Origin of the sequence: Peijinzhouia sedimentorum (assembly GCF_049340005.1) — a bacterium.
In the GTDB taxonomy this organism is placed as follows: Bacteria; Bacteroidota; Bacteroidia; order Cytophagales; family Cyclobacteriaceae; genus CAXBDP01.
Genome location: NZ_JBMPIY010000003.1, coordinates 57,634 through 80,642 on the forward strand (window position 1 = coordinate 57,634; position 23,009 = coordinate 80,642).

Consider the following 23,009-nt stretch of genomic DNA (forward strand, 5'->3'; position numbering starts at 1 on the left):
TTGATAGGCTCCTTTTTTTTTGTTTTATCCCGTGCCGATTTAATATCCCTATGAACATTCGCATATCTCTTGATAATTGGAGGCAATAGCAAAATAGAATTATTAGAATGCACTCCTAATCTGCGGAGCCAGCTTCCTGGCTATTGACAAGGCATCCATTTTTCCCTAGTCTAGTATTAAATTATAAACAAATTGGATTTATAGTTTGAAAAGCATATTTTTATAAGTAAAGGATGGAAAAACTAATCATACCTTATTCAACAAAAGGGAAATACACGAAATTGTATCGTATTTACCTCCAAATTGGAGTGGTATGCGCAAGTTGGTTTCGTGAATAAACATGTTGTACAAAATTAAAAAACTACGAAAATGAATATTGACTTATCAAATTGGAACCTTATAAAAAGCGGGCAACTTGAAGGTGATTTTGAGGGTTTCGATGATGAAATGATATTTGAGTTAACAGATGGTTCTGTTTACTATCAATCAAGTTATAAATATAATTACACTTATTCCTATCGACCTAATGTCAAAATATTTTCAAGTGGGTATACAAAAATTATTGTAGTCGATGGATTAGATGATTATGCTGAAATCACTGAAACATCTGCAATTAAGGACAAAATAGTTAATGAATTCAATGGTTGGTCAGGCGATACCATTTTTGAACTCCAAAATGGGCAGATTTGGAAACAAGATAAGTATAAATACAAATATTTTTATGCGTATCGACCGACAGCATTGATTGTTAAGGTTGGAAGTCACCATGTAATGACCGTCAAAGGCAAAAGTATCAAAGTAAAAAGAATTAAATAATCCAAGAATATGGCATTCAACTGGACTTGTCCACATTGCAAGACGAAAACGACAATAAACAAAGATGATTTTTCGAAGGATGAATCAAATTTGCACTTAAAAAATATCGATGGTACAAAAAGTGCAGATATTACTTGGATTGTGTGTCCAAATACCGAATGCAAAAAACTATCATTATACGTCTCATTATATGAGTTTACTTTTAGACCACAAATTTGGGAAAGAGGAGAGTTTATAAGACAATGGACACTCTTGCCGGATTCTATAGCAATCATTTACCCTGATTATATTCCATCGGCACTTAGACAGGATTATGAAGAAGCATATTCAACTCTTGAATTAAGTCCCAAGGCCTCTGCAACACTTTCGAGAAGGTGTTTACAAGGTATGATCAGAGACTTTTGGAGAGTCAAAAAAGGTAGGCTTATAGATGAAATCAACGCTATTGAAGACAAAGTAGACCCATTAACATGGAAATCAATTGATGCCATTAGAAAGGTTGGTAACATTGGTGCACACATGGAGAAAGACATTAATTTAATGATTGATGTTGATGCGAAAGAAGCAATCCTTTTGGTACAACTAATAGAGATGTTATTTGAAGAATGGTATATTCACAGACACGAAAGAGAAAAGAAGCTTAATGCAATTGTTGACATTGCTAAAGACAAGGAAGAATTAAAGAAAACAAAATAACTGTTCCTATCAGGCGTTTGGTTCAGTGGCGGGTTCAGTGATTAATTGAACATTCTGACTCGCATCAACTTTGGTGGTGTATTAATAGTTTAGTGCTCCGAAATCCGCCACTGGGCCAAGCGTCAAACCGTTGGTAGTGATATTACGAATGAATACAGCCAAATGAAGAATATCTACATAATCTTAGGAAATGGGTTCACATTGGATTTTCTCAATAGCATTAAAAAACTTGATGAAATAAATGCAAGGAATCTGTTTAAAAATGGGGAGAAAGTTCCTTGGCCAGGCAATAACCAATCAGGATTCTTATCATACAAGTATTGTCCGAATCTCTGGAATTTGGGAGCAAGACCTAATTCAGATTCTAACCAAACAATTGAATTGATTGAAGACATAATTACCTGCGCTAACATTTTACAGAAAAATAATCGTGACGAATCAAATATATACATAAGAGCCTACCGCGAGCTTTCGACATATTTATATGCTCTTTTTGTTCATTATGATAGTCAGATTGATGTACCTAATATAAATCTTGAAAACTGGGGTTGGACATCCTATCTAAAGAAGCTCAATGATTCATCTGATATTGGAAAAGTCCATATTGTTACTTTTAACTATGATATTTGGCTTGAGAAAGTTCTTCAAAAACTTAATATTGATTTTGATATAGCTTGCTTTAATAATACCGATTCAAAATTTAAAATCTATAAACCACACGGATCAATTAGTTTTGTCCATAAAGTAAAAAAGGTTGTAGAAGATTTTAAAATTGATTATGACACAGATACAAATGATGGTAATATTTCAGAATTTGATATTAAATATACCGGCTTAGATGCTTTAAATAAAATAAATGCAATAATACCTCCCGCTGGTGATTCAAGCAGATTGGATTTTAAATGGGCAAGTGTGGTAAGAGAAAGCGCTATTGAACAAGCCAAATCGTTAACAGAATCAGACGAAGTCGTATTTTGTGGGATGTCATACTGGCATGTAGACAGACTTGAAATAGATTCGATATTAACCAATATTTCCCCAGAAATTAGTAATGTACGAGTTATAAATCCCAATCCACCAAGGATCTTAAATGCTGTTATGACAACTCTATTTAAAAATGTTATTTTTTATAATGACTCTAAATCTTTAAGTGAATAAATATGAAAATATTAGAAAGAAATAGCAATAATATTAATATTGCGACCTTTTGGGAAAATTATCAATTAGGGAAATACAATTTTGACCCTGATTATCAAAGACCATCAGATGTTTGGTCATACTCTAAGAAGTCTTTTTTAATCGATACCATTTTAAAGAATTTTCCAATGCCTCCCATTTTTCTACATCAGCATATTGATACTGAAACCGGAAAAACTATTTATGACGTAATCGATGGAAAGCAGAGGCTTACAACAATCATATCATTTATAAAAAATGAAGTAAGTATACCAGATGACTTCAGTAATGACACCTATGGAGATGAAGTTTTAAATGGTTTGTTATTTAAAGACTTCGATGAAAAAGGCCTCTCGGAATGGAAAAAAGTTTTTTGGAAATACGAATTAACAATTGAATATGTTGATACAGACCAAATTGATATAGTCAATAATATATTTGATAGATTAAATCGCAATGGAGAACCATTAACTAATCAAGAATTAAGGAATGCAAAATATCACAATTCTAACTTTTATCAACTGATAGATAGGTGCTCAAAAATTGATTTTTGGCAATACCCACTTTCTAAATTAGAGAGAAATAGGCTAGAACACCACGAATTCATCTCAGAGCTTTTATTTGTAATTTTAGAAAATCATTTATTTGCAAGCGATAGGACTGAGATTATTGACGATTTATTCTCAAAATATGCAACATCAGATTTTGAAAACACCGAAGAGATATTTAATGAGTTTGAAGAAGTGACAAAAATTATGCAAAACTTTAACCTTGATCTTGAGAAATATAGAATCTTCGGAGTTAGTCATATGTATGGACTATTTGGTCTCGCTTGGCATATGTATGAAAATGGAATAGAAATTCCTGATATAGACACACAACTAGACAGGTTCTATACTGACCTTAGAGAAAAAAATGTAAATCCTTTCGCCACTGATTATCAAATATCAATGAATGCAGGAACAAAGAGTCGTGCTCGAAGAATTAGAAGAATTAATTCTTTATTGGAATATTTAGGACAAGATAGAATTGAATAAATAAAGTACCAGTCGAGTAGGTAAAGGGGAATCTCACCCCTAAACCTCTCACAGAACCATACGTGAAGCTCGCGATTTATACTGCTTTATTATGCAGTCAGATCAATAGTCTTCTGAATTAGATTAGAAATTAGCCAAACATGGTTTTTTTTCGATAGCTAGTTTTAGCGGATAGAACTCGCTTCTTCGCCATGTGCCAAACCGTTATATACAATTTGAGAACCTCCATCTGGAAGAAGGTATCTTTTATTGAGTTGGATAAAAAAATCTGTGAAATCATTTAATCCCAGCCTGCTGCGGGCAGGTGCTTAATCAGTGGTTCAGACAATTGCACTGAAAGTTTGAGAATGATTAAATAGAAATATTCCTTATGTCAGCCCTGAAGAAGAGCCAGGCATCCCTGCATGCCTCGCAGCAAACCAGCTTGCGAATGCTTTGCTTCGAGGCATTACCCCCGCACACAAGAGACTTCATTCATGTTGTGTTAGTATTAAAAGGAATTCATGAATGCTTCGCATTTCACCCTCTGGAATAATTTAATATCTTCGATACCAGATGTCCATGCTGGGCATACACGCAACACGTTGTAGCACGTAAATCAGAATGTACCAAAATAGCGACATAGAAATATATCAAAGCCCAGATGGACAAACTCAGGTAGAAGTTACATTCGATCAAGATACTGTTTGGTTAAATCAAGAGCAACTAAGTGATTTGTTTGACCGGGATAGAACCGTTATCGGTAGACACATACGAAACATATTTACGGAAGGTGAATTAAAGGAAGGTTTGGTATGTGCAGATTTTGCACATACCACTAAACATGGTGCCATTAAAGGTAAAACTCAGACAAAAACAGCAAAATTTTATAATTTAGATGTAATTATATCGGTTGGTTATCGTGTTAAATCCCTTCGCGGAACTCAGTTTAGACAATGGGCGAGCCAACGTCTGAAAGATTATTTGATAAAAGGATATAGCGTTAATCAGCAACGTCTTGAACAAACGAATCAAGAAATTCAGATTTTAAGATCTGGAATCCAAATTTTAGGCAGGGCAATAGAAGATAAGGCTCATGAGAAGGGGGCGGAATGGTTAACTCAATTTGCTATGGGTTTAACGCTATTAGACGATTATGACCATGAGAGATTAGACTCAAAAGGATTATCCAGAGGAAAGGTGAAATTTCCGGAGAAAGAAAACTATCAACAGCTAATAAATCAAATGAAATCAGAATTTCGGTCAGATATCTTTGGCTTTGAGAAGGATAAAGGATTTGAAAGTGCTATTTCCCAAATAACAAAAGGATTCGGAGATAATGATTTTTATCCAAGCATTGAAGAAAAAGCTGCAACACTTTTATATCTGATAATTAAAAACCATGCATTCACTGATGGAAACAAAAGAATTGCAGCAGCATGTTTTTTGTTGTTTTTAAAAGAGAACAAAATGCTGACTAATAGTGATGGGACAACAATCATCAGCAATGAAGCATTAGCAAGTTTAACGTTGTTTGTGGCAGCAAGTAAGGCGGATGAAATGGAGGTTGTAAAGAATTTGGTAATCAGTATATTGAATAGAAATAAGAAATAATACGATGCTACAGTCGAGTAGCTAAAGGGGAATCCCACCCCTAAACCTCTCACAGAACCCTACGTGAACCTCTCAATTCATACGGCTCTTGGCTCAATAGACTTCTGAACTAGATTAGAAATCAGCCAAACATGGTTTTTTTTCGATAGCTAGTTTTAGCGGATATAACTCGCTTCTTCGCCATGTGCCAAATCGTTATATACAATTTGAGAACCTCCATTTGGAAGAAGGTATCTTTTATTGAGTTGGATAAAAAAATCTGTGAAATCATTTAATCCCTGCCTGCTGCAGGCAGGTGCTTAATCAGTGGTTCAGATAATTGCACTGAAAGTTTGGAAATGCTTAAATGGAAATATTCCTTACATCTGCCCCGAACTTGAAGTCCCTCTCCTCCTGGATCTGAAAAGAACTTAGCGAAGCGATATCCCGAATACCATTGAAAATAAATTAATGAGTAAAAATCGGATTGGTCAAGCGAATTAAAAAGCAAATCGATAAATTCGGTCTCACTAATGAAGACTTAGCCCTCGAAATTAGCCAGATTTAAGGGCTTTCTATTTATGTTAGTCAGAATTTTACAGACCCGACAGTGCAACAACAAAAGTAAATGTTAGACCAACTAAAAAAAAGGTTTCCACTTGACAACAACAAATGGCTTGAGTATGAAAGTTATTTTAAGCAAATTGTAGTTCCTGCCAAGACAATACTTTTACAAGAAGGAGACACAGCAAAAAAGGTATTCTTTATAGAAAAAGGCTGTATTCGTGTTTGGTTCAACAACAACGGAAAAGACATAACCTTCCAATTCTTTTTTGAGGGCGACAGAGTTTCTTCGACAGAAAGTTTTAAGAAAAATATACCCAGCATTGTATCAATAGAAACAATTGAACCCTGCGCTCTTTGGACAATCAACAAAAAAGATATGGATAAAATAATGAATGATTGTTTTGAAGTTCCGGGAATCAGACGAAAACTTATAGACGTTTTATTTGACCGAAATATTCATTACATGAAACATTGTCTTTCATTTATCAAAGACACACCACAGCAGCGCTATCTTAATTTATTAAAAGAAAAACCTCAAATAATTAAACGTGTTGCGCAACACTACATTGCTTCTTATCTTGGAATTAGCACCGTTCACCTAAGTCGGATAAAAAGCCAGTTAACTAAAGGGAAAAGCTAGCTATATTTAATAACAAATGTTATCGCAGACTGAATAGCGACCAAATAGTTTTGCATTGTATTTAAACATTGCAAAAGATGAAGTTCAATCGTGATATAGTGACGCCTTATTTGGGTATGGTTTTCGTAGTAGTTGCCTTATCTGGCATTCTCATGTTTTTTCATTTACTGGATGACTACACGAATGTAGTCCACGAGTTTTTGGGCTTAACTTTTGCTTTTTACGCCATTCTGCACATTATTACGAACTGGAAAAGCTTTGAGAACTACGGGAAAAAGAGAAAGTTATTTTTTCCAAGTATCCTTATTTTATTTATCTCCATTTCATTGGTAGTTATTGGAAAAGTGAAAGGAAATCTTGAAAGAGAACTGCTGGAACGGGTGACACAAGCACCAGTATGTTATTCGTTCAAAACGCTGGGAGTAGAATATAATCAAGCAAAAGAAACGCTACTCCAGCACAATATTGCAATAAAAGACTCTCTTCAATCCATTCAGGAAATAAGTGTCGCAAACAACAAATCGCCTGAGGAAGTCATTGAACTTATTTACAAATAACAACAGATATTAAGGCTGTAATTATTTTTGATCACCCTTAGGAATACAAGCATCGGAAAACGAGCCGCACAATCGTTCTTTCTCTGCAGCTGTTTACAAAAAAGTGAAGGAGACTATTGAAAACCAAGGCGGGGAGGTTGGAACTTTAATCCTGTAATGATCAAAGAAGACCTTGTTGCCTAGCGGATACAGCCATTTGTGGACAAACAAACCAACGACTAATTCCACCGATAAATTCGGACTCCCTAATGAAGACTTAGCCCTCGAAATTAGCCAGATTTAAGGATTTTTTATTTACGTTAGTTAGAAGTATAAAACAAGACCGCAGCTTCGAAAAAAGGACGTTTAAACAAAGTGATTTTGGACGTTTGAACAAAACAGTCCGGCAGAATACCATCTACATTTGTCTCAATAAAATAATTTAAAAATGAGACAAACGAATTACAACGGAGCTTTACAGAACCCAATAGGTTCAGTCTTCCACAGAAAATCAACTTCAACAGAAGTAATCAAAAACATTGATCTTACAGGGAAAATCGCCATTGTTACAGGTGGCAATACAGGCATTGGATTGGAAACTGTAAAAACGCTTGCTAATGTAGGTGCAACAATTGTCATTCCTGCAAGGGACATTGAAAAAGCAAAGAAAAATTTGCAAGGAATTGACAACGTAGAAATAGAAGAAATGGATTTATTAAATCATCATTCTATTAACACATTTGCTGAAAAGTTCTTGGCTTCAGGCAGACCTTTAAACTTGCTTATCAACAACGCAGGAATTATGTGGGTCCCGTTACGCAGAGACAATCGTGGCATTGAATCACAATTAGCCGTAAATTATTTGGCACAATTTCAACTCACAGCCAAATTATGGAAAGCATTAAAGAAAGCCGATGGTGCAAGAGTAATAAATGTTTCTTCACAAGGACATCAATTTGCCCCTTTCAATTTTGACGACCCGAATTTTGAACATCGGGAATATGAAACTTTGCAAGGTTACGGACAATCCAAAACTGCAGTCAATTTGTTTTCACTTGAATTGGACAATCGTGCCAAAGAATTTGGCGTAAGAGCCTATTCATTGCATCCTGGTTCTATTAGCGGGACAGAATTAGCAAGAGAAGCTCCATTAGAATTGTTTATACAAATGGGCTTTTGTGATGAAAAAGGAAATATGTTACCAGAAGTAGCGGCTTCACTCAAAACCGTTTCGCAAGGTGCATCTACAACAATTTGGTGTGCTACAAGTCCGTTACTAAATAACATTGGCGGTGTGTATTGCGAAGACAACGACATAGCCGAATTGTATTTAGCACAAGAATTTTCATCAGGTGTAAAACCTTATTCTTTGGACAAAACTAATGCAAAGCGTTTGTGGAAATTAAGCGAAGAAATGACAGGTATAACATTTCAACCTAATTGAAATTTGTAAATTTGCAACCACACAACAATATGGATTTTCAACTAAAATACATAACAGACGACATTAAACTTTCCTGCTACGAAGACAAGTTGTTTAAGACAGAAGTTGTGTTTGACCACCATATGCTTGTGTGGTTTATTTCGGGCGAAACAAAAATTATTCAAGCCGACCGAGACTATTTGTTTAAAGCAGGCGACATTTTTCTCATACCAAGAAATCAGTTAGCGACAATCATCAATTATCCAAAAGACGGACAACCGCACAAGTCAGTTGTCATGCACTTGTCTATTGACCAATTACGAAAATTTTATTCCAACCTGAATGTAAAGCCAAAAGTTTCTGCAACACAAAAAATTCGAAGTTTCAGCAAAAACCCATTATTGGAAAGTTGCCTTGCTTCACTCATCCCCTATTTTGAGGTACAGGAAAAATTTCCCGAAAATATCGCTTCACTAAAAATAACGGAAGCACTTACAATTTTAAGAACCATTGACAAAGGCATTGACAACATGTTAGCCAACTTTGAAGAACCACATAAAATTGACTTGTCAAGTTTTATGGAAAAAAACTTTATGTTCAATATGCCTTTGGAAAAGTTTAGTTATCTGACAGGTCGGAGTTTAACGACTTTCAAACGTGATTTTCAAAAGCTGTACAATGAAACACCACAACGTTGGCTGACAAAAAAACGATTAGAGTTGGCACATTATCAACTTACCCAAAAATACAGAAAGCCAATTGAAGTGTATTTGGAAATAGGTTTTGAAAACTTATCGCATTTCTCTTTTGCTTTCAAAAAACAATTTGGCTATGCACCAACAGAACTTACCGACCAAAAAATAAATACCAGCCGCTAACAATAGCTCTTCGTAATGCGAGGTGAAGTATTAAATTGAAACGTCAGTACTTCTATTTCGCTCGCAGCTAATATATCTATAAATAGAGAATAACAAATATAAAAAACGGCTCGCTACCGTTCCTGCTGATTTGAAACGTTCAGTTTTCAAGTCCCGCAATACGCATAGCTGAAGTCGTTACCTACCATTTGAAAAACTGATAAAAAACATATCACATGGAAGAAATTAATATAGCTCATATGAAAGGTGTAAATTTTAACTACTTCATGATGAAAGAGTTTCTTGACAAATTGGAGCAAGTCATTAACTTTACTGAAGATGAAGGATTTGTTTAGAAACATTCCATTTTCATTAGTTATCTCTGGAAATATCAATGCAATTATACTTTTTAATCAGGGTCAAAAACATGAAATTTTCTTATCGATATCTCATTTTAGCTACATTTCTCGCGTTCTTTTTGGTTGTCGTTGGTTGTCGTAGGGAAAATAAAACATCCGCGTCCGATAAACCTGAATGGACAGTTCCCTCGGACAGCCTGATCAGTGCAATGCTCAAGGAGCGTATGCAATACAATGGTATCGGCATGGTGGTTGGAATAATTGATGGTGAACGTCAGAGTGTTGTTACTAATGGAATAAGTGGGGCTGAAAATGGACGGGCTCTAGATGGGGAAACCATATTCCAACTTGGGTCGCTCACCAAAGTAATAACCAATCTACTACTTGCTGAAATGGTTACAAGTGGAATAGTAGGACTGGACGATCCTGTGAGTGACTTTCTACCTAACCAGATAAAATTGGTGGAAGTTGGGAGACCTATAACTCTGCGAGATTTGGCCACGCATACTTCAGGACTGCCTTCGATGCCAACTAATTTTGAAATCCACGGTGAGCCTGACCCCTATGCAGCTTATTCTGTTGACCAATTCTGGTCCTTCTTATCAAGCTATATGCCTGAGCGAGCACCGGGAAAAAAGTATGCCTATTCAAACCTTGGCGTATCACTCCTTGGATGGGCGTTGGCGCTCAGAATGAACACAACTTATGAAGATTTGGTCAAGGATCGAGTACTGGTTCCTCTGGGAATGAACAGCACTTCGATCACACTTAGTTCGGAAGAATTGGCACGGTTGGCACCAGGTCATAGTGCCTATCTTCAGCCGATTCGGACTTGGGAAATGGCTACACTTCAGGCCTCCGGTTCTCTAAGGTCTACAGCCAATGATATGCTTAGATTGCTGGGACTATATTTGGGGAAATCTAACAATTCCCATATGGTGGAAGCAGCGAAATTTCAGATGCGAGAAGGTGTCGAACTTGATGGGGTTTTTTTGCCACTCGGTCTTGGGCTTAGTTCAGATGGAATTTATCGGCATGCCGGAGGAAAGGAAGGATATCGGTCCGGATTGGCATTAAATCCAGGAACTGATATAGCGGCAGTGGTTCTATCAAATGCAAGAACCTATGAATCAGAACCTATGTTGATTGCCATGCACCTTGTAGCAGGAGAAATACTTCCTCCACCAGCACGTGCTCCTGAGAATAAGCCCCATGTAAATATCCCAACCAATGAACTGAAAAAGTTCGCAGGCGAATATCACAATAATGCAGGTGAGATATGGGAGGTTGTTGTCTACAGGGAATTTCTGCGAATCCGATATCCCAACAGCTCAATTTTCGAATTTGTCCCATCTGGACCCCATGATTTCTACTACAATGCGGGTAATGACGATATCATTTTCGAACTTGATGATAACGGAAAGGTAGTCGGTATGAGAATTTACGGGGACGGAAAATCAGAAGGAGATTATAAGTTCGCTGAACGATTCAACAAGCAATGAAAATGACAAAATCGGAAAACCAAAAACATACATTAAAAAGAAACTAAACAACAGAAAGCATAGACGGTAGGCAGTCGAGTAGACGGCCGTGAGCCATAAGCCCAAGGTGGCCTTTCACATTTATTTGCCGAAAGCATGATCACCGTAAGTACGAGAGCTACGCTCGGTAATTTCACACAATTGTTCAATACCATATACGGCGGTTCATTGGATTATAGGTTGTGCCAGCCTGCCGACATGGCAGGTTTTAAGATAATAGGAAAGCATCGATTCATATCCTTTTCTTCTTAGACGTGATAATTAATCGTTTGCCTAGAATCGGGCTTTGAGCTACTGCCCTTCCACCTTTTCTTGCTTCCCAACTTCTTTGCCTTCGATATCCAATGGACATTTCCATTACCGGAAATCCACTCAAAGCCAACTACCTTGCTACTAGATCTGAAAAGAACTTAGCGAAGTGATATCCCGAATACCATTGAAAATAAAAATAATGAGTAAAACTCGGATTGGTCAAACGAATTAAAAAACAAATCGATAAATTCGGTCTGAAAATGAAGACTTAGCCCTCGAAATCAGCCAGATTTAAGGTTTTTTTATTTACGTTAGTCAGAATTGTAAAATGACAATACGAAAATGTTAACAGACGAATTTAAACTGACAATACATATGGTTTCAAGTCTTGACGGAATTATCGCTAAAAGGGACAATAGCATTTCGTGGTTTGACACAACGGACTACTATGACAAAGGCATTGACGGGCAAGACCCAGAAGAGTTTCTAAAAACAATAGATTGCTATGTTATGGGATCAAAGACTTACGAACACGCTTTGGAACTTTCAAAATCATACGGTTGGGCTTATGGCGACAAACCGACTTTTGTATTAACAAATCGTAACTTAAAGTCAGATAGACCAAACATTGAATTTTATTCCGGCGAATTGGCGAAACTTGTAAACGAACGACTGAAACCAAAGTATAAAAGTGTATGGGTTGCAGGCGGAGCAATAATTACAAAAGACCTTATTCGACAAAAATTAGTAGACGAAATAAGAGTAAGTATTTTGCCCATTATTTTAGGTGACGGACTTTTGTTTTTTGACAACATTAGACAAGAACAAGCATTGCACCTTAAAGACACGACAGCATACAAAAATGGAATGATTGAATTATGCTACGAAATAAAAAAGTAACTGAAAAATAAAGAAAACTACGAACTGCTAGTCGAGTAGACGGCCGTGAGCCATAAGCCCACGGTGCGCCACTGCCTTGTCGGCAGTCAAGTCTCACATTTATCTGCCGAAGGCATGACCACCGTACACAGGTCTAGTATACGGCGGTTCATTGGTTTATAGGTTGTGCCAGCCTGCCGGATTGCAGGTTTTAAGATAATAGGAAAGCATCGATTCATATCCTTTTCTTCTTAGCTGTGATAATTAATCGTTTGCCTAGAATCGGGCTTTGATCTAAGCCCATCCACCTTTTCTTTCTATTACAACTGCTAGGCCTTCGATGTCCACTGATATTTTCATTACACTCAGCCATTAACAGCCAACTAGCTTCCCCCTAAATCTGAAAAGAACTTAGCGAAGCAATATCCCGAATACCATTGAAAAATAATAATAAAAAGTAAGACTCGGATTGGTCAAGCGAATTAAAAAGTAAATTGATTAATTCGAGCTGAAAATGAAGACTTATTCCTCGAAATTAGCCAGATTTAAGGGTTTTTTATTTACGTTAGTCAGAATTACAGAAAACCCCATTGCAGACAAAACTCCTTTATCCAGAAAAATAAATTCTATCTGCTGTGATTTTTTGGAAACTTTATACACTAATTGTTTGAAGTTTGATTTTCGATGGATAAAAAAGAGAGATTTATAAAAGTCATAAAAGATAATGAAGGGTTGATATTTAAAGTAGCTACCCTTTACACTAACAATCTTCAAGACAAGGAGGACTTGTGTCAGGAAATTGTCTTTCAGCTATGGAAATCCTTCGACTCGTTCAATGAAATGTCAAAATTAAGTACTTGGATGTATCGGGTGGCGATGAACACGGCTATTTACAATTTGAAGAGTAGCAAAAAGCAAGTAAACACCAGCCCAATTGATTTAACTACGTTGCGATTTGCTGATGTAACAGACCAGTTGGAAGAGGACAGATTGAAATTACTTTATGAGCATATTCAAATGTTAAACCTATTCGAAAAAGGTATTATACTGCTTTTTCTTGAGGGAAAGAGTCATCAAGAAATCGCTGAATTCATTGGTATATCGATTAGTAACGTAGGAACAAAAATTTCGAGAATCAAAGAGAAACTGAAATCACAAATCATTAAAAAATAGTAATCATGGAACTGGAAGAAATGAAGAATACTTGGCTAGAAATGAGTAGAAGATTGGAAAAACAAGAAATTCTGACGAATCAAGTCATCGAAAAAATGACAAAAGAAAGATATGTTAATAAATTTAGCAAACTACAAATTTATGAAACTATAGGTTCTGTAATATGCTATGGTAGTGCTATATTCTTAATTATTAATTTTGAAAAATTAGACTCTTGGTATTTAATATTATTCGGTATAATAACCTTGCTGTTGTTACTAGTTTTGCCAGTATTGACTTTAAGAAAAATTGGCAATATGAAAAAATTAAATATTGCCAATAGTAATTATAAAGATGTTTTAGTTGGGTTTCAGAAAGCTAAAAAAGCGTTGTTTTTCACTCAAAAAATGACACTATATTTAAGTCTTGTTTTAGCAATTATCATCTTGCCTGTCACTTCAAAAATATTTAAAAATAAAGATCTTTTTGAAGCAGCGCATATTAATAATCTTTGGATCTATATCCCTATACTTTTAATCTTCTTATTTTTTCTTTCGCGTTGGGTATTCAAAGGTTATAGGAGTGTCACGAATTCTGCAGAAAATATCTTAAAGGAAATAGATAGTTAATTTCGATAAGGTTAAGGAAAATTCTTTCCTCCATCAATAACTAACAATCAACAAAGGATTCAAATTCTTACCCGGCTGAACTATTAGTAACAGGATAGCTATGCCCAAAAACAAAAATATCATGAAAAAATTAGTAGCAATTTTATGCTTTGTATTATTCTCCTTCTCAGCATTTACTCAGGACATTGAGGGTAAATGGAACGGGAACTTGGAAGTATCATCTAATCCTGTAATCCCAAAAATCTTAATTCTGACAATTGCAGTAAAAGTTTGAGAGTGATTGAATAGAAATATTCCTTTCGTCAGCTCTGAAGAAGAGCCAGGCTTCACTGCAGCCTTGCGGCAAACCAGCTTGCGAATGCTTTGCTTCGAGGCCTTACCCCCGCACACAAGGGACTTTATTCATGTTGTATTGGTATTAGAAAGGAATTCATGAATCCTTCGCATTTCACCCTCTGGAATATCTTGGTGTCTTCGTTACTAGATGCACATGCTGGACACACACGCAACAAAAAAAATAGGGCGAAAAGTGCTAAATTTGAACGACATAACGTTTAATAAACGGCTTGCGATAAACTTGATAGGGAGGTGCTTTGAAATTCCTTACATTTCTTATTGCCAACCGTTGTGGCTAGTTTGAAACAACATCGCGCAGAAAATAAAATGACTGTAAGAAAATCAAAAAAAATAATCAGAATTTTATTATTTTTGGGAACAATAACCTCATTGTATTTTGTTCCGTGGCCTATTGTGGCAGCTTGGATAAAGCCACTCCCAAACACCGTTCAGGAACAAGTTAATAAAGCAGCGGATTATGGATTTGACGGTATTGTTGTTTGTGTAAACAAAGCAGGTAATCAATCAGAATTTTATACTTCAGGTTACAAAAACAGAGAAAATAAGATTCCAGCTGACCCAAATGCATTATTTAAAATTGCTAGTGTAAGTAAATTGTATAATGCAGTAGCTGTTACAAAACTGGTTTCCGATGGAAACCTATCTTTAGAGAAAACACTCGCAGATTATTTGCCCGAATTGAAAGGCAGGATAAAATATGCCGATAAAATCACTGTAAGAATGATGGTTCAACATCGCAGCGGTATTCCTGATTATGTTCGTACCCAAAATTATTGGCTGCATCCAAAAGAAAATAGTGATGAACAACTTGCTTTGATTCTTGATTTGCCAGCTGATTTCGAACCCGACAAAAGGTATGAATATTCCAATACAAATTATTTATTACTTAACAGAATAATGAATCGAGTTCTTGGTTATAGAACTTTCCAATACATTCAGGAAGAAATTTTAAACCCATTGAATCTAAAGCATACTTTTGGCTCAATTCAGGACGTAAATATAGATGATGTGATGAGCGGTTACTATGTGGGTTATGATACGGATTTAAAAACGGATAATATAGGCTCAATTCTAGTGACAGCAGAAGATTTGAGCATATTCATACGAGCGTTAAATGATGGTTCTGTTTTTAGAGATAAAAAGGAACAAGAAATCTATTCATCCATTTATAAGTACGAGCACACAGGTTTGATACCGGGATACCAAACTATTGCCAAATATCATAAGGATATAGATGCTGTCGTTATACAATTTACAAACACAGTAAACTTTGATGGCTATAATTGGAATATGTCAGAAATAATGTATAATCGAATTACTAATATATTGAGAAGGAAAAACTAACTACAATTGTATAAGTGTAGTGTTGTCTAATATACTGAAAATAAACGGATTGAATATTTACAAACATAAGATCAAACCGAGAGTAAAGTGCTCCTAATCCCGCACCACCCTTATATCAAAACATTAGGTTTCATTAGAAAAACAAAATGGAATTAAAGATATCAGATTTGATTGCAAATGAAATGTCTCTTTCTCCTGAAGAAATACAACCCCTTTGAGGATCATGATAAACCACCCGACATTAACCCAAAGGGGTCATTGTTTCCAAATTATGCGTAATACCCTTAAAAAAATTCTCAAACCAAGTTTTACAAGTAGTGCGAAAATTACCTAGGACAGCATTGATCTAAATTCATTGCAATTTGCTAGCTTTCGTTCACGGTGAAAAATCCTCGCGGATTTCCCGCAACCAGCCATACACAAAAACCATTGTTCTCAATTTAGAAAATTTAGTTTTATCGTGAATTTAATAAATCATAACACTTTACTTTTGGTCGTTATATTCAAAAAAGAAGGATAGGTATCTAGCAAAGGTATATGCTATTAATGATATGATTTTATACTGCTCATATACGTGTATTTTAATACTAAAATGCTAAATAATAATTGAATGATATCAATTAAATCCTTAACTATCATATTGATTCTCACTAGTCATTTTTGCTTTTCTCAAGCTAGCCTACCCATACCAACCAATTTTAAAGCTGCATATGAAAGGGACACAAGGGATAAGGCCGGCATTCCGGGTAAAAATTACTGGCAAAATGCAGCTGATTACCATCTTAAGATCAAATTCAATCCTGCCACCCGCTTACTTCAAGGCAGGGTTAGCATAGACTACGCCAACCATAGCCCGGATACCCTACATCAGGTTGTTTTTAAGTTATTTCCGAATTTATATCAGGCAGGCGCCGTCCGTAAAATGCATGTTTCACCAGAAGATGTAAGCCAAGGTGTGAAAATCCAATCAATACAAATCAATAACCAGTCACTGGCTCCGGAAAATTTCAGAATTAGAGGTACCAATATGACGGTTAGGGATGCCTTTATACTGCCGGGACAAAAAGCTCAATTTGAAATCACCTATGCTTATGAGTTAAACAAAAATTCTTTTATACGTACAGGGCAAGTGGATTCCGGAGCTTTTGTGATTGCTTACTTTTTCCCTCGCATTGCTGTGTATGACGACATAGATGGCTGGGATGACTATCCGTATACTGGCAGAGAAGAATTTTATAATGACTATGGGGATTTCAGAGCGGAAATTACTGTTCCTGACGATTACCAAATTTGGGCTACAGGTGATCTGAAAAATCCTGATTCGGTGTACGAACCTGAATTTGTACAACGCATTCATAAAGCATCTGTAAGTGATGAGATAACTGATATCATTACAACCTCGGATCTACAGAAAGGAAATATAACGCAAAAACATGGATGGAATACCTGGATATTTGAGGCCGAAAATGTAAGTGATTTTGCATTTACTGCCAGCAACCATTATATATGGAAAGCCTCCAGTGTTGCAGTTGACCTTGCTTCAAAGAGGCGTACTCGGGTGGATGCCGTTTTTAATCCCGATCATGAAGCTTACTTGCCTGTGGTAAATTATGCGCGTACATCTGTTTCGCTAATTTCTCATCAATTCCCAGGGGTACCTTTTCCATATGCTCACATAACTATTTTTGAAGGGTTGGATGCAATGGAATATCCTATGATGGTGAATAACCTCCCGTTCGAAGAAAGTGATGCAGTCATGTTTACCATCCATGAAATTTTTCATTCTATTTTCCCTTTTTATGTCGGCAGTAATGAAACGAAATATTCTTTTATGGATGAAGGTTGGGCCACTTTAACAGAGTTTCTGCTTTATCCTTTTTTTGATGTCGCTTATCCTCTTGAATACGATATGAGCGATGTGAATAATACGGCAGGCATGGATCAGGATATACCCATCATCACTCTTACCCCTCAATTATATGGCAAGGCTAGGTATGCTAATAAAGATCTTAAGCCTGCACTAGGATTTCTTTATGTGAAAGAAATGCTTGGTGACAGCCTGTTTAATACCGCTTTGAAATTTTATATAGATCAATGGAAAGGAAAACACCCTACACCTTATGATTTTTTTAATTGTTTTAATAAAGGTGCTGGGCTAGACTTAAATTGGTTTTGGAAGAATTGGTTTTTTGAGAAGAATGTCCCTGACCTGGCTATCGGTGAAGTAAAACATAACCAGTTAAGTTATACAGTAGTCATTAACAAAATTGGAGATGCAATTGTACCTGTTCATCTAACTATCATCTATAAAGATGAAACGCAGGAAGTAATTCAAAAAGATATAAGCTGTTGGGCTAAAGGGAACACATCCATACATCTAGAATTCAATGCAAAAAAATTAGTGAAAAAATTGGTTTTGGGATTAGATTATGATGTAGATGTTAACCTGGAAAACAATATGCTTAGTTTCTAGTCGCCGTGAAAAGAATAAGCATATCAAGTAGGTCGACCTGAGTCAAATAGCTCAGATTTAGGCTCTCACACCACCGTAAATACATGAGCTAAGCTCGGTAATTTCAAACATTTTTTTCATTACCATGTACGGCGGTTCGTAAAGCATAGGAATGACGCTCTTTACAACAATATGCCCTTTCCGCTAATATAAGACGGGGCTACTCTGAGGTTCCTTAACGAATTTTCAACACAATACGTCGACCCTTTACCCAAGCGTAAGAACTCCTCCTTTTCTGTAAGCTCAAATGCTACTATGACCCCTGCTGATTTCTCAACCTTTGGACGTCACTATGCTGTGCTACCTCATTAAAAAAAATCTGTGAAATCATTTAATCCCTGAAGCAATCAGGTTCTTAATCAGTGGTTCAGACAATTGCAGTGAACATTTGGGAGTGATTGAATGGAAATATTCCTTACGTCAGCTCTGAAGGATCACTATTGCTTGATTAGAAAAGAAATTAGCGAAGTGATATCACAAATACTATTGAAAATAAAAATAATGAGTAAAACTCGGATTGGTCAAGCGAATTAAAATGCAAATCGATAAATTAGGTCTGACTAATGAAGACTTAGCCCTCGGAATTAGCCAGATTTAAGAGCTTCTATTTCGTTAGAAAGAATTGAAAAAAGACACAGCACGTACTTAAGCGACTAAAATTAGAAACCAATAAAAAAATAAAAATGAGTAAAATAATCTTTGACACTGGGGTATCACTTGACGGTTTTTTCGCAGGAAACAATAGAGGGCCAAAAAATCCTATGGGTGGAGTTTCAGGACAAATACATTCGTGGATGTTTAATCAAAAAGCATTTTGGGAATACTTAGGAATTGAAGGAGGCAAAGAAGATGGGTCTGATGGGAAATTTATTAGAGAAACCATTGAAAGAACAGGTGCATTCATTATGGGAAAACGAATGTTTGAGGAAGGTGAAGTAAGTTGGCCAAATGACCTTTACAAAGCAGATGTTTATGTTTTAACACGCGAAAGGCGAAAACCTTGGGTTCAAGAAGGAACGACAACTTTTTACTTTATAAATGACGGAATAGAAAGTGCCCTTGAGAAAGCCATACAATCCGCAAAAGGAAAGGATGTAAGAATACAAGGTGGAGCAAATACCATTCAACAATTTCTCAACGCAGGACTTGTCGATGAATTTTTTATTCACATCGCACCTGTTTTCTTGGGTAGTGGTATCCGATTGTTTGATGGCATTGACAAAAACAAATATGACATTCAAATTGCAGAAGTAATACCATCTGACCTGACTACACACTTGAGATATAAATTGACAAAGAAATGAAAACAGAACCCAAATATTGATAAATAAATTGGCGACTGAGAAAATAAAAAGACTTGTGAATTTGGACACACGTTCTACAAAAGCTCTGACTGTCCGACTTGTGAGAAACTGAAAGAGCCTACCACGGGATTTTTAGCCTTATTGAGTAGCCCTGCAAGAAATGCTTTACTCCATCAGGGAATAGATACAATTCAGAAATTATCCGAACATACGGGGAAAGAAACTTTAAACCTACACGGTATTGGAAAAGCTTCATTACCTGTTTTTGAAAAATCGCTTGATGAGCAAGGGTTAACATTTAGACAGGATGAGAATAGAAAACCTGAAGAATAATTGCAGCATTAAATATAACACTTGACGGAATTTGTGAGCATACGGCAGGAATTCCAAATGAAGAAATACATCGGCATTATCCAGAATTATTGGGACAGGGAGACGCAATTTTTACGACAGAACAACAAGACAACTTAACAATCCCCATTCTCAACATCTTTTAATGACGTGACTAAAAATTTTCGGACTTGCTTCAATTCACGAATTTTTGCATCAACTTCACTAATTTTGTTTTGTACTATTTCAATCTTCTTGCTTGCCGACAGTTTATTACTAAACCAATCATTCAATGATTTTTTTATTTCTGACAAAGTGAACCCAGCTTTTTTTGCTTGAACAATCCATTCGACTTTTTCGACAAGAATCTCATCATACTGTTTGTAATTATTGGACTTGACGGAATCATCCGACCTGCCTGTTATCAATCCATAATTTTCATAATACCTCAATGTGGGTATTGACACACCTGTTCGCTTTGATAATTCACTTATTAACATACTTTCTGATTATTGTTGAAAAAATATATCAAGTATGAAGTATACTTTATACTTGTCAGTTGCAAACGTACAAAGTATCTTTGTCACTCAAAATTAATTTTAAAAAAAGGTGAAGTCAGGTAATAAAATAGAATCTCAACGAAATGAGATTGTTGTAGTAACCGGCACTTCTACAGGAATAGGTAATGCAACTGCAAAAGAGCTTGCGAGAAGTGGTTTCTATGTTCTTGCAGGTGTAAGGCGTGATACTGATGCCGATGCTATTCGTGGTAAGAATATAGAACCAGTAATGTTAGATATTACCAATGAAGCACACATAACCAATCTTGTAAAACGCATTAATGACGACCCAAAAGAACGCCCACTTCGTGCATTAGTAAACAATGCGGCTATTGAAATAAATGCTCCCTTAGAAGTATTGCCTCTTTCTGAATGGCGTAGGCAGTTTGAAGTAAATGTATTTGGACAAGTTGCAATGATACAAGCACTGTTACCTGCACTATTTGAAAGTCGTGGAACTATCGTCAATATAAGCTCTATCGGTGGTAAAGCAGCTATGGCTGGTTATGGACCATATGCAAGTACTAAATTTGCATTAGAAGGATTAAGCGATGCTTTGCGTAGAGAACTTAACCCATTTGGCGTAAACGTTATCGTGATTGAACCGGGTGGTGTAGTTTCTCCAATGAGTGCGCAGGTACGTATAAAAGCGGAAAAAATTACCAATGAAATGACACCCGAGCATCGTATCAGATACGGTGGGCTTATGCACGCAATGGTTTCTTTAGCCGAATCATATATCAAAAATGCAGTACCTGCCGAAAAAGCAGGACAAATCATTGCAGACACCATAACAAGTAAGCGCCCACGTACCCGATATATAATTGGAAGAGATGCCGCTATGGTTAGATTTATGAATTGGATTTTGCCCGATAGAATGCTTGATAAACTTATAGCACGAAGTAATAAAGCCCATTACCCAAAATCAATAGTATTAAAAAATTTATAAAAATAAGTATGATCGTATTAATAAGTATAGTTTTAATATTGACTATAGCAACTACTGCCTACATAAAACATCCAAAATTTGGAAAACCTCCAGATGCAAAGCGACTTGAACGGATAAAAAAATCACCCAATTTCAAAGATGGAAAATTTCAAAATATTCACTTTACACCATATGTATCTGAGGGATACTCTATGTCAAGTGTTGCCTATGACTTCGTTTTTACAAAATTTACACGAACAAACCCGATAGATACCATCCCTTCGATAAAAACCGATTTAAAAACTTTAGCGATAACCGAAAATGTATTGGTGTGGTTTGGGCATTCATCATATTTTATCCAGCTTAATGGCAAACGTTTTTTGATTGACCCTGTTTTTAGCGGGAATGCTTCGCCTGTTCCTATTTCAAATAAATCATTTATAGGAACCGATATTTATTCGGTTGATGATATGCCCGATATTGATTATTTACTCATTAGCCACGATCATTACGACCATTTGGATTATGAGACCGTAATAAAATTGAAGTCCAAAATCAAGCATATTGTTTGTGGTATGGGTGTCGGTTCTCATTTTGAACATTGGAAATTTGACACATCAAAAATCATTGAAAAAGACTGGGATGAAAAAGTAGTAATTGATGATAATATTACATTGTATACAGCTACTGCCCGACATTTTTCAGGTCGTGGTTTTACAAGGAACAATACACTTTGGCTTTCTTATGTTTTAGAAACACCCAATTTCAAATTGTATCTTGGTGGTGATAGTGGTTACGATACACACTTTGCAGAAATAGGAGAAAAATTTGGTGGCTTTGACTTGGCAATACTTGAAAATGGACAATACAACAAAGCTTGGCACGAAATACACATGTTACCCGAAGAAGTGTTAAAAGCAACACAAGACCTAAAAGCAAAACGACTATTTCCTGTTCATTCCTCTAAATTCAAATTGGCTTTTCACCCTTGGGACGAACCTCTAATTCACTTAACAGAGTACAATAAAAACAAATATCATTTGCCTTTAGTAACACCTAGAATTGGAGAAATAGTTTATCTAAATGATACCTCACAAGAGTTTGAACAATGGTGGAAAGAACTGAACTAAAACAGCCAGCCCCCAATCGAGTAGGTAAAGGGAAATCCCACCCCTAAACCTCTCACATAACCGTATGTGAAGCTCTCGCTTCATACGACTCCTTCTATGCAGTTAGATCAATAGTCTTCTGAATTAGATTAGAAATTAGTCAAATTTGAGAGCCTATGATTTCAACGATGGGCTATGATTATTTTGCTCCCATAGAGTTAAGAACAATCCATAAATAGGATCGACTGAAAATTCTAAAATTCAGTGAATTCCCTCAACATAGATCCGCCAGGCTGATTTAGACAATCTCGGAGGCTGTGGGTGTTTTATTTGCTTTGTATTGACTGTCAAATCCTATATATCTACTGTTCGACATTACAAATACCGAGCAGTTAGTGATAGGTAAAACATCTTATATGACAGAACCTCATCA

19 protein-coding genes and 1 pseudogene are annotated in these 23,009 nt (G+C 36.0%); 19 read left to right on the top strand and 1 reads right to left on the bottom strand.

What is annotated here, in order from left to right; translation table 11 throughout:
- The first annotated feature begins 369 nt into the window (after positions 1-369).
- The 17 genes and pseudogenes from ACOXY8_RS05865 to ACOXY8_RS05945 all read left to right on the top strand — a co-directional run.
- The gene (locus tag ACOXY8_RS05865) at positions 370-816 is read left to right on the top strand and encodes a hypothetical protein (RefSeq protein WP_458330626.1); all 447 of its coding nucleotides are present in this window, start codon (positions 370-372) and stop codon (positions 814-816) included.
- 9 nt (positions 817-825) lie between these two features.
- Complete coding sequence (locus tag ACOXY8_RS05870) at positions 826-1,512, top strand: DUF4145 domain-containing protein (protein ID WP_458330627.1); 687 nt, start codon at positions 826-828, stop codon at positions 1,510-1,512.
- A 162-nt stretch (positions 1,513-1,674) separates the two neighbouring features.
- Positions 1,675-2,670 (top strand): hypothetical protein, encoded by a 996-nt coding sequence (locus ACOXY8_RS05875; RefSeq protein WP_458330628.1) that lies wholly within the window; start codon positions 1,675-1,677, stop codon positions 2,668-2,670.
- Between the two features lie 2 nt (positions 2,671-2,672).
- On the top strand, positions 2,673-3,725 hold the full coding sequence (locus tag ACOXY8_RS05880; RefSeq protein WP_458330629.1) for a DUF262 domain-containing protein: 1,053 nt from the start codon (positions 2,673-2,675) through the stop codon (positions 3,723-3,725).
- A 603-nt stretch (positions 3,726-4,328) separates the two neighbouring features.
- Positions 4,329-5,318 (top strand): RhuM family protein, encoded by a 990-nt coding sequence (rhuM, locus tag ACOXY8_RS05885; RefSeq protein WP_458330630.1) that lies wholly within the window; start codon positions 4,329-4,331, stop codon positions 5,316-5,318.
- Between the two features lie 607 nt (positions 5,319-5,925).
- Positions 5,926-6,504 carry a Crp/Fnr family transcriptional regulator gene (locus tag ACOXY8_RS05890; RefSeq protein WP_458330631.1) on the top strand — a complete coding sequence of 193 codons (579 nt, stop codon included), beginning with the start codon at positions 5,926-5,928 and terminating at the stop codon, positions 6,502-6,504.
- A 77-nt stretch (positions 6,505-6,581) separates the two neighbouring features.
- Complete coding sequence (locus tag ACOXY8_RS05895) at positions 6,582-7,061, top strand: DUF4405 domain-containing protein (protein WP_458330632.1); 480 nt, start codon at positions 6,582-6,584, stop codon at positions 7,059-7,061.
- 427 nt (positions 7,062-7,488) lie between these two features.
- Positions 7,489-8,484, top strand: a complete 996-nt coding sequence (locus tag ACOXY8_RS05900; RefSeq protein WP_458330633.1) for an SDR family NAD(P)-dependent oxidoreductase — start codon at positions 7,489-7,491, stop codon at positions 8,482-8,484.
- Between the two features lie 29 nt (positions 8,485-8,513).
- Positions 8,514-9,341 (top strand): helix-turn-helix domain-containing protein, encoded by an 828-nt coding sequence (locus ACOXY8_RS05905; protein ID WP_458330634.1) that lies wholly within the window; start codon positions 8,514-8,516, stop codon positions 9,339-9,341.
- Positions 9,342-9,888: 547 nt separating this feature from the next.
- Entirely contained in the window at positions 9,889-11,181 is a 1,293-nt protein-coding gene (locus ACOXY8_RS05910) for a serine hydrolase domain-containing protein (protein ID WP_458330635.1), read from the top strand.
- 633 nt (positions 11,182-11,814) lie between these two features.
- Positions 11,815-12,372: a dihydrofolate reductase family protein gene (locus ACOXY8_RS05915; protein ID WP_458330636.1), complete on the top strand. Its 558-nt coding sequence runs from the start codon at positions 11,815-11,817 to the stop codon at positions 12,370-12,372.
- 663 nt (positions 12,373-13,035) lie between these two features.
- Positions 13,036-13,524 carry an RNA polymerase sigma factor gene (locus tag ACOXY8_RS05920; protein ID WP_458330637.1) on the top strand — a complete coding sequence of 163 codons (489 nt, stop codon included), beginning with the start codon at positions 13,036-13,038 and terminating at the stop codon, positions 13,522-13,524.
- Between the two features lie 5 nt (positions 13,525-13,529).
- Positions 13,530-14,132, top strand: a complete 603-nt coding sequence (locus tag ACOXY8_RS05925) for a hypothetical protein (RefSeq protein WP_458330638.1) — start codon at positions 13,530-13,532, stop codon at positions 14,130-14,132.
- Positions 14,133-14,840: 708 nt separating this feature from the next.
- A complete protein-coding gene (locus ACOXY8_RS05930; RefSeq protein ID WP_458330639.1) occupies positions 14,841-15,833 on the top strand; it encodes a serine hydrolase domain-containing protein in 993 nt (330 codons plus the stop codon).
- A gap of 610 nt (positions 15,834-16,443) precedes the next feature.
- Positions 16,444-18,306: a M1 family metallopeptidase gene (locus ACOXY8_RS05935; RefSeq protein WP_458330640.1), complete on the top strand. Its 1,863-nt coding sequence runs from the start codon at positions 16,444-16,446 to the stop codon at positions 18,304-18,306.
- 722 nt (positions 18,307-19,028) lie between these two features.
- Positions 19,029-19,649, top strand: a complete 621-nt coding sequence (locus tag ACOXY8_RS05940) for a dihydrofolate reductase family protein (protein WP_458330641.1) — start codon at positions 19,029-19,031, stop codon at positions 19,647-19,649.
- Between the two features lie 57 nt (positions 19,650-19,706).
- A pseudogene (locus tag ACOXY8_RS05945) lies at positions 19,707-19,982 on the top strand (hypothetical protein); the annotation flags it as partial.
- Between the two features lie 134 nt (positions 19,983-20,116).
- On the opposite strand, the gene ACOXY8_RS05950 reads toward ACOXY8_RS05945, so the two are convergent.
- The gene (locus tag ACOXY8_RS05950; protein ID WP_458330642.1) at positions 20,117-20,479 is read right to left on the bottom strand and encodes a MerR family transcriptional regulator; all 363 of its coding nucleotides are present in this window, start codon (positions 20,477-20,479) and stop codon (positions 20,117-20,119) included.
- A 109-nt stretch (positions 20,480-20,588) separates the two neighbouring features.
- Here ACOXY8_RS05950 and ACOXY8_RS05955 point away from each other — a divergent pair, with 109 nt between their 5' ends.
- Positions 20,589-21,488 carry an SDR family NAD(P)-dependent oxidoreductase gene (locus ACOXY8_RS05955; RefSeq protein ID WP_458330643.1) on the top strand — a complete coding sequence of 300 codons (900 nt, stop codon included), beginning with the start codon at positions 20,589-20,591 and terminating at the stop codon, positions 21,486-21,488.
- An 8-nt stretch (positions 21,489-21,496) separates the two neighbouring features.
- Entirely contained in the window at positions 21,497-22,597 is a 1,101-nt protein-coding gene (locus ACOXY8_RS05960) for an MBL fold metallo-hydrolase (protein WP_458330644.1), read from the top strand.
- The last annotated feature ends 412 nt before the right edge of the window (positions 22,598-23,009 follow it).

Coding starts and splice junctions, on each gene's coding strand:
- ACOXY8_RS05915 (WP_458330636.1), top strand. CDS start 11,815: ATGTTAACAGACGAATTTAAACTGACAATACATATGGTTTCAAGTCTT.
- ACOXY8_RS05920 (WP_458330637.1), top strand. CDS start 13,036: ATGGATAAAAAAGAGAGATTTATAAAAGTCATAAAAGATAATGAAGGG.
- ACOXY8_RS05900 (WP_458330633.1), top strand. CDS start 7,489: ATGAGACAAACGAATTACAACGGAGCTTTACAGAACCCAATAGGTTCA.
- ACOXY8_RS05880 (WP_458330629.1), top strand. CDS start 2,673: ATGAAAATATTAGAAAGAAATAGCAATAATATTAATATTGCGACCTTT.
- ACOXY8_RS05890 (WP_458330631.1), top strand. CDS start 5,926: ATGTTAGACCAACTAAAAAAAAGGTTTCCACTTGACAACAACAAATGG.
- ACOXY8_RS05950 (WP_458330642.1), bottom strand. CDS start 20,479: ATGTTAATAAGTGAATTATCAAAGCGAACAGGTGTGTCAATACCCACA.
- ACOXY8_RS05960 (WP_458330644.1), top strand. CDS start 21,497: ATGATCGTATTAATAAGTATAGTTTTAATATTGACTATAGCAACTACT.
- ACOXY8_RS05905 (WP_458330634.1), top strand. CDS start 8,514: ATGGATTTTCAACTAAAATACATAACAGACGACATTAAACTTTCCTGC.
- ACOXY8_RS05865 (WP_458330626.1), top strand. CDS start 370: ATGAATATTGACTTATCAAATTGGAACCTTATAAAAAGCGGGCAACTT.
- ACOXY8_RS05875 (WP_458330628.1), top strand. CDS start 1,675: ATGAAGAATATCTACATAATCTTAGGAAATGGGTTCACATTGGATTTT.
- rhuM (WP_458330630.1), top strand. CDS start 4,329: ATGTACCAAAATAGCGACATAGAAATATATCAAAGCCCAGATGGACAA.
- ACOXY8_RS05910 (WP_458330635.1), top strand. CDS start 9,889: ATGCTCAAGGAGCGTATGCAATACAATGGTATCGGCATGGTGGTTGGA.
- ACOXY8_RS05940 (WP_458330641.1), top strand. CDS start 19,029: ATGAGTAAAATAATCTTTGACACTGGGGTATCACTTGACGGTTTTTTC.
- ACOXY8_RS05895 (WP_458330632.1), top strand. CDS start 6,582: ATGAAGTTCAATCGTGATATAGTGACGCCTTATTTGGGTATGGTTTTC.
- ACOXY8_RS05870 (WP_458330627.1), top strand. CDS start 826: ATGGCATTCAACTGGACTTGTCCACATTGCAAGACGAAAACGACAATA.
- ACOXY8_RS05935 (WP_458330640.1), top strand. CDS start 16,444: ATGATATCAATTAAATCCTTAACTATCATATTGATTCTCACTAGTCAT.
- ACOXY8_RS05925 (WP_458330638.1), top strand. CDS start 13,530: ATGGAACTGGAAGAAATGAAGAATACTTGGCTAGAAATGAGTAGAAGA.